General features: G+C 39.2%; 2 protein-coding genes. Both read left to right on the plus strand.

Annotation, left to right across the window (positions count from 1 at the left end):
* Positions 1-610: ShlB/FhaC/HecB family hemolysin secretion/activation protein (locus M2R48_RS07395; RefSeq protein ID WP_262085624.1), on the plus strand; the 610-nt coding region annotated here is incomplete at its 5' end.
* A gap of 70 nt (positions 611-680) precedes the next feature.
* Positions 681-12,998: a hemagglutinin repeat-containing protein gene (locus M2R48_RS07400; protein ID WP_410004157.1), complete on the plus strand. Its 12,318-nt coding sequence runs from the start codon at positions 681-683 to the stop codon at positions 12,996-12,998.
* The last annotated feature ends 4 nt before the right edge of the window (positions 12,999-13,002 follow it).

Genomic DNA, 13,002 nt, shown 5'->3' on the forward strand with positions numbered 1-13,002 from the left:
AAAAACCGGTGGCTGGAAAGCCAGTTTGGATCATACAGAATATCTAGCCAATGCGACTTTAACAGGCAATTTAACCTATAAACGCGGTACAGGTGCATTTAATGCAATGCATGCACCTGAAGAGCAATTTGGCGAAGCCTATACCCATGTGGGTATTTTACAAGCCAATGCCAGTCTGCAAGTGCCATTTAAAGTCGGTAATCAATCGCTACAGTATCTTGCTGAATGGCGAACACAGTACAGTAAAAAACCATTGACCCCTCAAGATCGATTCTCGATTGGGAATCGCTATACCGTAAGAGGGTTTGATGGTGAACAAACTTTATTGGCAGATAACGGCTTTTTAGTCCGTAATGAAATCAGTGGCTCGATGTTTAAGCTTCCGATGCAATGGTACACAGGAATTGACTATGGCGAAGTGGGGGGTAAAACCGCACATGAACCGAATCCATTGCTGGGAACAAATTTAATGGGCGCTGCCTTTGGATTACGTGGGCAAGTCTTAAAATCGGTCAATTATGACGTTTTTGTTGGGACGCCGTTAAAAAAACCAGACCACTTTAAAACAGACAATGTGACGACAGGATTTAGCCTGAACTGGATGTATTAATCCATTACATCCAATGTCCATATGCAACATTCAATCTTGAAAAAATATTAAAACATTTAGGTAAAACATTATGAATAAGAATCGTTATCGCGTTATTTTTAGTCAAGCACGTGGCATGTTTATTGCGGTTGCTGAGATTGTAAAAAGCCGTACAAAAACAGCGGGACAATCACATAGCATTGGTGAAATTGAAATAGAGGATGTCACGGGAGCATCTTCAATCACCTATAAAAAACTCAATCCTGTTAATTTTGCTGTGGTGAGCCTATTGGGTGCGGCAATTTACACCTTGCCGATGGCAAGCATCGCTGAAAGTCAAATTGTGGCAGATCGATCAGCACCAAACTCACAACAAGCCACCATTCTCAACAGCAGCAATGGTTTGACCCAAGTCAATATTCAAACCCCAAGTGCAGGTGGTGTATCACGCAATACCTATACCCAGTTTGATGTGGGTCAGGAAGGTGCGATTCTAAATAATGCACGAAATAATACCCAAACCCAATTGGGTGGCTGGGTACAAGGCAATCCATGGCTCGCCAAAGGTGAAGCCAAGGTAATCCTGAATGAAGTAAACAGCAGTAATCCGAGCCAGCTCAAAGGTTATTTGGAGGTTGCGGGTAAACAAGCGCAAGTGGTGATTGCCAACCCATCTGGCTTGATCTGTGATGGTTGTGGGGTGATTAACGCAGATCGTTTTACCTTAACCACGGGTCAAGCAGTAATGCATCAAGGTTATCTTGATTCATTCCGAGTACGTGAAGGGCAAGTCACGATTGAAGGGAAAGGCTTAAATGGAAGCTTAACCCCTTATACCGATATTTATGCACGTGCTTTAAACGTCAATGCGGGTCTATATGCCAATGAACTAAAAACCGTGTTGGGTCAAAACGACATTAATGTTCAAGATCAGAACTCAGCAAAGATTACTGCAACAACAAGTACCACATCTTCACCTACACCGAGCTTTGCCCTTGATGTTGGAAAATTAGGTGGGATGTATGCTGGAAAAATCTATTTGGTCGGTACTGAAAAAGGTTTAGGGGTGCGTAATGCCGGGTCACTCAATGCCACGACAGGTCAGATGCGTTTAAATGCCAATGGTGACTTAACCAATACAGGCAATATGATTGCCAATAAAGATCAAATTCTAATTCAGGCAAGCAATGTAAAAAACAGCGGTAATATCAGTAGTACACAACAACAAATACAGATTCAAGCCGACAATATTCAAAACACTGGGCTGATTGCGACTCGTGATGAAATTAAACTCAATGCTCAAGGCAAGATTGATAATAATGAGGGGGTGATTAACGCAGGACGAATTGATTTTACTGCGCAAAACTTAACCAATAACAAAGGTAAAATCGAGCAAACAGGTCAGCAACAACTCAACATTGCTGCAAAAAACTTAGACAATACTCAGGGCTTAATTGGTCAGGCAACCGTCGATCCTAGTGGGACAGGGCAAACACCGGGTGGAACCACATCGCCAAGTGTGACTGATCCAGAGCAACAGTCTTCAGCGCAAGACTCAAGTACGGTTGAAGTTGCACCCACAGACCTGACACCAAAAACTTTTGAAGCAGGAAATATTCAGATTGCTCAAGATATTGCCAATGTAGAAGGTGCAATTGTCAACAATGCTGAAATCAAGCTTAGAGTTGAAGGCAGTATTAAAAACAATGGTGGTGAAATTCAACTGCCTGAATTGCTATTTAATGGGCAATACTTTGACAACCAACAAGGTAAACTCACTGCGAATGTGGTGAATATCACTGCACAACAGGTGGATAATCAAAAAGGTGTAATTAATGCCAATCAAAGCTTTGATTTAACCGCACAACAATTAAATAACGATCAAGGCCGTTTACAAAGCGCCAAGACACTCAACTTAAATTCAGCTGAGATTGATAATCGCCAAGGTCAAATTCTTGCTGCGGATGCATTAACTCTAAATTCTGCGAACACCAATAATACCCAAGGCGTAATCGGTTCAGTCAATGCGGATGCCAAGCTGTCTATTCAAACTTTAGACAATCGTAAAGGGGAGATTTCAGCACAGAATGTACACCTGATAGGTCAGAGTTTAAACAATCAACAGGGTACAATTCAATCCAAAACAGCAGATCTAAACATCAATGTTGATCAAATTGATAATGGTACGATGCAGGATTCAGCAGGTAATTTGATTGCTGCGCAAAATCTTAAATTGAATGCCCAGCAGTTACAAAGTACTGGGCAAATCTATGCTGGCAATAGTGCTGATTTAACAGTGAATCAGTTAAAACAGCATGGTCAATTGGCTGCACAGAATAAAATCACAGTTCAAGCAAATACGATCACCAGTGATAAAAATGCAGTATGGGTCGCAGGTCTTGATCAAGATGGGAAACTAAGCAATACAGATGCCACACTGAATATTGATGCGCAACAGGTTCAGCTGGCAGGGAAAATTTTGGCAGGTGCTGAGTTGCAAATTAAAGCAGCTCAAACAGCAGACTTAAGTCAAAGTGAAAGCCAAGCCAAAAATATCAACATTGCAACAACCCAACTGAATACCAGCAATGCAAAAATTATTGCAGATGAGCAACTGGATTTAACCGCAATACAAAGTATTGTCAATGAAAAAGGGCAATATAGTGCAAAACAGGTCAATCTTAATACAGCACAGTTGAATAACAACCAAGGTTTAATTCAACACACAGGTAAAAATGATTTTATTCTGGATGTCGCAAATCAGATTGATAACAATGCAGGGCAGATTATCAGTAATGCTACAGGTACTGTAATCAAGACCAATGTACTGAATTCGGTTGCAGGTGAGATTTTACATGCAGGTGATCAACAGTTAAAAATCACAGCACAAAACCTACAAGGACAACAAGGCAAAATCCAAAGTAACAGCCATCTACAACTCGATATAGGCATTGCTAATTTAGACCAAGCGCTTACATCTGCACAAAATATTGATTTGAATGCAACTGAACTGAGCCATCAACAAGGGCAATTGCTTCAAAGTGATGCTAATGGGCAGTTGAAAGTGAATGTTGCACAAACATTGAATAATAGCTCAGGTGTGATTAGTGCTGCTGGTAGCGCTCAGCTGAATGTTACTCAACTGAATAACAGTGCAGGTAAGCTTCTTGTAGATAAACAACTGGGGATAGAAGCTGATGATATCAACAATACACAAGGTACTGTATATACAGACGATTCGCTTAATATCATTGCAAAACATGGCATTAATAATCAGCAAGGTATCTTAGCAGCCAAACAAGCGGTATATGTAAAGGCGCAATCATTAAATAATACAGAGGGTACAGTTCAATCCGAACAGTCAAATCTTGATCTCAGTATCAGTGGAGCGCTGGATAATCAACGTGGAAAACTGTTGTCTAATCAAGATATCAGTATTCAAAGTCTAAGTTTAAACAATGCATCTGGAACAATTTTTTCTAATCAAGGCTTAAACTTAGATATAGACGGGGGAATTGAAAATCAGTCTGGTACAATTGCTGCCAATAACAATATCTCAGTTAATGCTCAATCATTAGATAATACTTCAGGGCAAATACGCTCTGAAAAACAACATTTAAATATTATTACTCAGCAAAATTTAAACAATGATTCAGGCATTCTTGTGGCAGCAAAAAATGTTGCGATCACTGCAAAGGATCTATCTTCTCAAAATGGACAAATTCAGGCAGGTCAACATGCTGATTTAACCGTTCAATCTTTGGATAATACTGCTGGTACACTCTATGCAGAGGGTCAATTAAAATTAAATGCTTTAGCGCATATTAACAATCAAGATGGTGTGATCGCGGCTAACCAAGGATTTAATTTAAATGCAGCTTCATTATCAAATAATGCTGGTAAATTAATTGCACAGCAATCTGCAATGCAACTCGATATTGCCAACGAATTAAGCAATATCAAAGGCGAGATTTCAGCCGCGCAAGACTTAACAATGAATAGTGGTCATTGGAATAATGTTGAAGGTAAAGCTGTAGCGGGTCAAAAATTACATCTAAATACTGCTACATTAGACAATCATCTTGGTGTGATTTATGCACAAGATCAGTCTAAGATTGTAGCCACTGGTCAAGTGAATAATACTTCAGGGGTTATTGCGTCTAAACAGATTGATTTAACCTCACAGTCATTGCTTAATGATTTGGGTAAAATCAGAGCAGAACAAGGTTCGTTAAATTTATTTGTAGACAATGAGCTGAGTAATCTGTCAGGTGAAATATTTGCACAACAAGAAGCGAATTTAAAAGCGCAGCAAATCAACAATCAAAAAGGTAAAATACAGAGTATTTTAAAAACCAAGATTGAAACAAACACTTTAGATAATCAATCTGGAACAATCTATACCCAAGATCAACTACAACTGTTGGCACAGTCAGCAATTCAAAATCAGCAAGGTATAATCGCTGCACAAAAAGATCTACAGATAAACAGTACAGATTTAAATAATGAGCAAGGTATTATTCAATCAGAACAGGGACGCGCAGATTTAACTGTACAAGGTGCATTGAATAATCATCAGGGCGAATTATTTGCAAGTAAAGGATTAAATGTTGTTGCTCAAGGCATTGATAATCGCTTAGGGCAAATCTCATCACTAGAAAAATTGAATTTAGACAGCCAATTACAAACATTGAATAATGAATCAGGTAAAATTTTAGCAGATCAAATTTTGCTAAAAACAGGTTTACTTAACAATAATTCAGGTTTGATCCAATCTAACTCTGAATTAAGCATCGATACCAATCAGCATGATTTGTTGAATCAAAATTCTGGTGCTCGTGGTGGAATACTCAGCCAAGGAAAACTTAATTTAACCCATGTCCAACAGTTATTAAATGATAACGGCATTCTTGCTTCAGCAGATGATGTAGAAATCAGCGCACAACAATTATCCAATCAAAAAGGACAAATCAATAGTCAAGGCAATCTAACAATTGCTCAACAACAGTCAGGTGGGGTGCTGAATAACCAAGGTCAAATTCAAGCATTAAAAAATATTCAAATTCATACCGACCAATTGAACAACAGTGGTCAAGGCAGTCATATTGTTGCTGCTGAGGATTTATCAATCCAAGCGCAAGTGATCGACAATCGACAAAATTTAGATGATACGATTTTGGGTGGTTTAGATGCTCAAAATATCCAATTAAATGCACGTGAGTTAAAAAACCAATCTGGTGGAATTAGAGCAAGCAAAGATGCATCACTTTTGATTCAGCAGAACTTTGATAATCAACAAGGCAGTGTGACCAGCCTAGGGACATTATTGATTGGTGATTCTCAAAAAACCTTAAATATTAATAATACTCAAGGGGAGCTCATCGCGCAAAATCGGTTAGCAATCAGTGCGAACAATTTAATCAATCAAGGTAAAATCATTAGCCTTGGTGATGCTGAATTGAATTTAAAGCAAAGTTATACACATCAGCAAGGTGATGAACTGAGTGCCAATGGTTTACTGAAGATCAATAGCGAACACGATTTCATCAATCAATCTGTCTTAAGTGCAGGCAAAGGCCTTACCGTAAATGCTCAGAATATTTTAAATCAAACTGGGGCGAGTATTAGCAGTATTGAAACACATTTAATCGCCAACGATGTGCTACATAATCAAGGTTTAATTAATGGTGAGTTAACCCACTTAAAAGCAAATTTAGTCTGGAATGATGGTGCTAAAATTTATGGTGATCATATTGCTATACAAGCACAGACCTTAAATAACAAATCGAACGGATCTTGCGTCGGAGCAGAGCAGTGCTCTGCTCGTTCCTCCTCAGGCGCAGTTATTGCTTCACGTGGAGATATTGATTTAGGGATTGATATTTTAAATAACCAAGCAGGAGGTTTGATCAATAGTGACTCAAAAGACAATGCTTGGATATTGAGTATGGGGCAATTAAATGTTGGGGGCTCACTGAATGGTAATTATCAAGCACAAGGTCAAGCCCAACTGATTAATAATCGTAGTGCAACCATTGAGTCTCAAGGCAATATGCGACTCACTGCAAAAGAAATTCAAAATTTAAATGATAATTTTTCAGTACACCAAGTATTAGAGTCATCCAAATTTGTACACAGTTATGAGGATAATCGACATCCTGGGATTGATGTTGCAGATTTGCTTGTTGAGCTGGAGAGAGACGGTGGTTTTTACTGGCTTGTGTTAAGTGATGGGCGACGTTTACGTACCTATAATATTTTTGAATATGATAAAGAAACCTATGTTCCCGAAGTATTAACCAGTACACCTGGGCAAATATTGAGTGGGGGCAATATGTTGCTTCAATCTGATCATATCGTAAATGATCAGAGCCAAATACTTGCAGCAGGAGTATTAAAGGTAGAAGGAACTGATATTGATAACAAAGCCTATTTAGCAAATAAACTCATTCAATTTAAAAATCCAAAAAAATGGTTTTATGATTCTGGTCGAAAGAGTTCAATGGCCTATGCGCCTGCTGATGAGACAGAGCCATATCAGTTAAGTGGCCTTTATGGTGGCAATAAAGTTATTGCTGTTCCAACGACAGAGATTAAAGACAAGACCAATGACACTGTTCAAGTGCATGTCACAGGTTCCAAACAAGCGCAAGCACTTGAATATGCCAAACAACAGGCTCAACAAAAGCAAGTTGCAGTGGATGCTGGACAACAGGTCAATGTTAAACAATCAGAAAATGCACAAAATCAGCAGCTTGGTGAGCTAGATCCGAATGGTTCACAACAGCAAGTCCAACCAACTGAAAATCAAAAAGTTGATTCAGCTCAACAGCTAAATGCTTTAGACAAGCAGGTGTCTGGGGTAGACAAAGCATCTGACTATGAGGTGCGTAGTGTAGAACAAAAGACAATTACCTTACCAAGTAATGCGTTGTATAGCACAACCAAAGATAGCCAAGCGCAGTATTTGGTAGAAACTGATCCAGCATTTAGTCAATATAAAAAATGGCTATCATCCGATTATATGTTGAATGCACTTGGTTTAGATCCAGCAAATCAACAAAAACGCCTAGGTGATGGTTTCTATGAGCAACGTTTGGTGCAAGATCAAATTGCACAATTGACAGGGCATCGTTTTTTATCTGGTTATGGTAGTGATGAAGAGCAATATAAAGCTTTAATGAACAATGGCTTAACCTTTGCTAAAAGTTATAACTTACGTCCTGGAATTGCTTTAACTGCTGCCCAGATTGCACAGCTCACCAGTGATATTGTGTGGTTAGAAGAAAAAACCATCACATTGGCAGATGGGACAAGTAGTAAAGTATTGGTTCCACAAGTTTATGTTCGAGCAAGACCAGGTGATTTAAAAGGTGATGGTACTTTGATCAGTGCTGATCAAGTGCAACTGAATATGAACGGTGATGTGCTTAATCAAGCGACGATCGCTGGCCGTGAAGCACTGATCATCAATGCAAATAATGTCAACCAATTGGCTGGACGAATGGAAGCCAATCGTGTTGGGATTAAAACGCAAAATGATTTAAACAATATTGGCAGCCAGATTGTTGCAAAAGAAGCAGCATCTTTTGATATTGGCGGAAATTTAAATGTAAATAGTACATTGACCAGTAATAATAAACAAAAAGGCCGGAGTAATTATGGTTTTACCGCGATAGATCGTAAAGCAGGGATCTATGTGGGTAATAACCAGACTAGCTCAGTGGAAGGCAGTGATAATTTAAAAACGACTTTAAATATCAAAGTGGCTGGTAATACCACATTGAAAGGCGCAGAAATTTTAAATAGCAATGGTTCAACCATTCTACAAACGCAAGGGGATGTAAATTTAGCGACATTACAAACAGAGCGGATTAACAATAGTTATAAAAATAATAAAAATTATGACTTTAGTACAACGCAACAAGATGTAGGTAATCAAATCGTTGCAAAAGGTGACTTAACCCTGACTGGGAAAAATATTGATATTACAGGTTCTCAGGTCAGTAGTATGCTAGGTCGGACGACTTTAAGTGCTGAAGAACAACTCAATATTCAAGAAGGACGTGCTCGCAGTACAGTTGAACATGCAGATGAAGTGAAGAAAAAGAGCTTTTTAAGCAGTAAAACAACTCAAACTTACCGAAATGATAAGTCAGATGAGGGCATAGCCAGTACTGTTGATGGTAAGCAAGTCATTTTAGATGCCAAAAATGTCAAGATACAAGGCAGTAAAATAATTTCAGATGAATTAACACAAATTCAGGCCAAAGAAAATGTCAGTATTACCGCTGCTGAAAACCAATACCTAAATGAGTCAGAAAAGCGTGTTAAAAAATCTGGTTTTACTGCAAGCCTCTCAGGTGGTGTAGCCAGTATTGGTTATGGTAAATCAAATGTAAAAGCTCAGCAGGATAATCAATCAACTGAGTTACTGCAAAGTAAAATTATAAGTACGCAAGGAAATACCAATATTCTAGCAGGCAAGGATTTGACAGCGGAAGCCGCTATTTTGGGTGCAGGCAAAGACCTGAATCTACAAGGTGCTAATGTTAGTCTAAATGCAGGATATGAAAGTAGTAAGCAACATACAAAGGTACAGAGTAAAAACTCAGGTTTTTCAGTTGGGCTAACCTATTCACCTGGTACAGCAGCGGCTTCAACCTATAAGAAAAATGCCGATAATGGTCAATTTAGTGATAGTGCTGTAGGTCAGGTGATGTCACGAGCGGATGCTGTTGATAAAGCATTGATGGCCGCACAAACGCCTATTGTGCTGACTGCAGGAAATCAAAAATCCAATCAAAGTAGTAACTATACAAATACTCAAGCCGTTGTGACTCAAGCAGAAGCGAAAGGTAATTTAAATATCATTGCAACAGGCGGAAATATAAATAGCCAAGGTGCACAACTCGCTGTTGAAGGTGATGCACTGTTACATGCAAAAGATAACATTAACTTGAACTATGTGACTGATCGTCAAGATCAGACTGCAAATAGTAAACAAAGTGGGTTTAGTGTTGACACACGAAATTGGGCTGCGCCTGCAGGTGTTTATAATAATAAAGACAAAGGTCAAGGAAATGTAGATAAGGTTACAGGTACACAACTTTCTGTGGGTGGAAAAACCACATTACAAACAGAAAAAGGTGACATCAATATCCACGGCAGTTCAGTCGCTTCACAAGGTGATGTGAAGATCAATGCTGCGAATGATGTCAATATTAAATCAGCACAGAGTAGTCAAAGCCAAAGTCAAAGCAGTTCAAATAAAGGCATTGGTAGTGCTCAGATTTCAGATACTGAACAATTTTATGGCTATATGAAGGGTAAAAACCAAAGCAATAGTCAAAGTATTGAACAGCAACGTAGCCAAGTCGGAAGTTTAGAGGGCAATGTCAATATTCAGGCAGGCAATCACTATAATCAGCAAGTTGCAGATATTGTTGCCAATAAAGATATCAATATTACTGCAAAACAAATCAGTGTATTGGATGATTACAATACTGGAAGCTCAGACAGTTCATCGAAAGATTTAAAAGTCGGTGTATTTAAACGGATAAGTTCACCAATTTTAGATTTGCTGGGTTCGGCAGACAAAGCCGCTAAAGGCAATGCCGCAGATGATCGTACCCAAGCTTTACAGGGATTGGCAGCGGGTGCGCAAGCTTATCAAAGTTATAGTGACATTAAAGGCGGTTCAGTTGCTAAAGCAGAGGCTGGTATAGGTTTTAGTACCAGTAAAAATCAACAAAGCAATAGTTATGCGACTTCACAACCAAACCAGATCAGTGCGGGTGGTAACGTCAATCTCACCAGTACAGCAGGTGATATTCATTTACAGAATACTCAAGTCAAAGCGAAAGAAACAATAAGCTTAGATTCGGCTAAAAATATTCTTTTAGAATCAGGACAAAGCCAAGAAAAGGCACAGGGTAAAAATAGTAATGCTGGTTTAAGTGTCGGTGTAGGTGCATCGGTAGGGGCTCAAACAGGTGCGTATATCTATGCTGAGGCAGGCTATGGTAAAGGCAGTAATCAGCTTGATCGTAATACGCATAGTCAAACAACATTAGAAGCCAATAAAGTGAGTTTGACGAGTAAGGGTGATACAACTTTGGCTGGCGCTAAAGCCACAGCAAATCGTATTGATGCGGATGTGGGGGGCAAGCTCAGTATCATCAGTCAACAAGACCAAGTTGAACAAAAGATAGATCAAAGTGGTGCAGGAGCACGTCTCCAAGCTTCATTGGGTACAGCATGGCAAGCGTCTGGAAATCTATCGAACAGTAGTGCAAACGGTTCTTCCAATAGTGTGAATCAGCAAGCAGGTCTATTCGCTGGTGATGGTGGTTACCATGTCAAAGCTGATCAAGTTGATCTTAAAGGTGGTGCAATTGTTTCTACCGCGAAGAAAGAAAATAATGATTTGACTGCGAATAGTTTGACATTTAGCGATATCAACAATAAGAGCAGTTATGATGCGACTTCGGTGAGTTTATCTGGTGGAACACGCTTTGGAGAAGAGACCAAAACAGATAATCAGGGAAATAAATATACCAATAATGTCAATTGGCGAGATAGCACGACCTTTAGCCCAAGCTTACCCCAGCATGAATCTGACAAAGACAGTAGTGTCACTCGTTCAACCTTAAGCGAAGGTAATATCACGATTGGTGGTCAAGCCACAACGACCACAGCGTTAGGGATCCATAGTGATGCCAGTACAGCACATCGAAGTGTAGACACATTACCAAATCTACAAGAGATTATCGACAAGCAAAAAACCGTAGCAGATGCGACTTCAACTATTGTGGCAGCAACAAGAACCTATAGTCAAAATCAGCAAAAACAAGCGGAAACAGAAAAACAAACTGCAAAGCAACATGTACTTGAACAACTCAATCAAAATAGCGATGCGCTTAATTACTATCAAAGTCTTGACCCTGCAAAACAAGAGGAATATTTACGCCAATATTCACCTGACTACGATAAAGCAAGTCAATTAAATCAAGACTGGGGTATGGGTGGAGATAAGAGTCGAGCAGTCAATGCAGTAACTATGGCAGTTACAGGTGCATTGGGTGGTCAAACAGATTTACAAGTTGCAGCCAATGCCCTTGCACCTTATGCAGCAAATATTATTGGAAAAGAGTTAGGTCATGGAGAGGACAAAAACAAAGCAGCTCAGTTGGCTGCCCATGCGATATTGGGAGCAGCACTTGCCTATGTAAATGGCGGTAATCCAGCAGCAGGAGGCAGTGCAGCGGTTGCAAGTGAAGCAGCAGCGGATTATCTCACCAATCAATACAAAGACAAAAAAGAATATCAAGATGTCAATGGAGAGTTCCAACCGAACCTTTTACCAGAAGATGTGAAGACTCAAATTCGAGATCTGACTGCAGCGATAGGAGCTGTGGTTGGTGGTACTGTAGGAGATTCAGCATTTAATGCACAGCTTGCTGGCGTAGTTGGGCAGAATGCGGTGGAGAATAACAAGACATCATACTGGCAGGACATAAAACACTTAGGTTGTTGGAGTGATGAATGTGTGGTTGCTTATAAACAAATGGATGCGGCACAAGATGCAGCATTCAGGAAAGGACAGGATCAAGCATTATTAAAATTTGCGAATGATATAAAGAATTTACCAAACGTTCCTAAAGAGGTATATGAAGCGGTTAAGAATGATCTTAAAGGTACAGCAAAAGCTATATATGAGGGTATAAAGGATATTCCTGCAGAGATATGGGATACTACAAAAACGATTACAACAGTAAATATGTTAGGCAATACACCGGCAGATTTCGAAGCATTGGGCAATGCTGAAATGACCACTACTATAAATCTACTTTCAGCTGCGATAAGTGCAGGGGCAGTTACTGTAGTTAAAAAGGGTGGGACTATTACAATAGAAGCAGTTAAAAATATAAAGAATTCTTATATTCTAGCAAAAACTCCAGAAGGCATTAGTTTTCAGATTAAACAACCTACGCATTTAGCAACTGTTGATGGTTTTACTCAAAAATCAGGTGTTTCTGGAGGACACAATGCTGATGCTTTCTATAAAGAAGCTAAAGATAAAGGCGTACAGATTTTAAATGAGAAACCAACAAATGTAGACGGCATAACACAGATCGAATATAAAATTCCGACTAAAGATGCTGCTGGGAATTTTACAGGAAATTATAAAGGGAATGGTGCTAAACCATTTGAAAAAACGGTTTATGATCCTAAAATCTTTACAGATAAAAAAATACTTGAATTGGGACAAAAAGCTGCAGCTAATGGTTATAAACAGGCGATAGCTAAAGGAGTACAAGCATATGATGCATCTGCTGGTGGAGTGACATTTAGGATATATATAGATCCTAAAACGAAAGGAATTAGTAATTTTCATCCTAAATAGGAAA

The organism is Acinetobacter sp. I-MWF (genome assembly GCF_025433935.1).
Classification (GTDB): domain Bacteria; phylum Pseudomonadota; class Gammaproteobacteria; order Pseudomonadales; family Moraxellaceae; genus Acinetobacter; species Acinetobacter guillouiae.

Coding starts and splice junctions, on each gene's coding strand:
- M2R48_RS07400 (WP_410004157.1), top strand. CDS start 681: ATGAATAAGAATCGTTATCGCGTTATTTTTAGTCAAGCACGTGGCATG.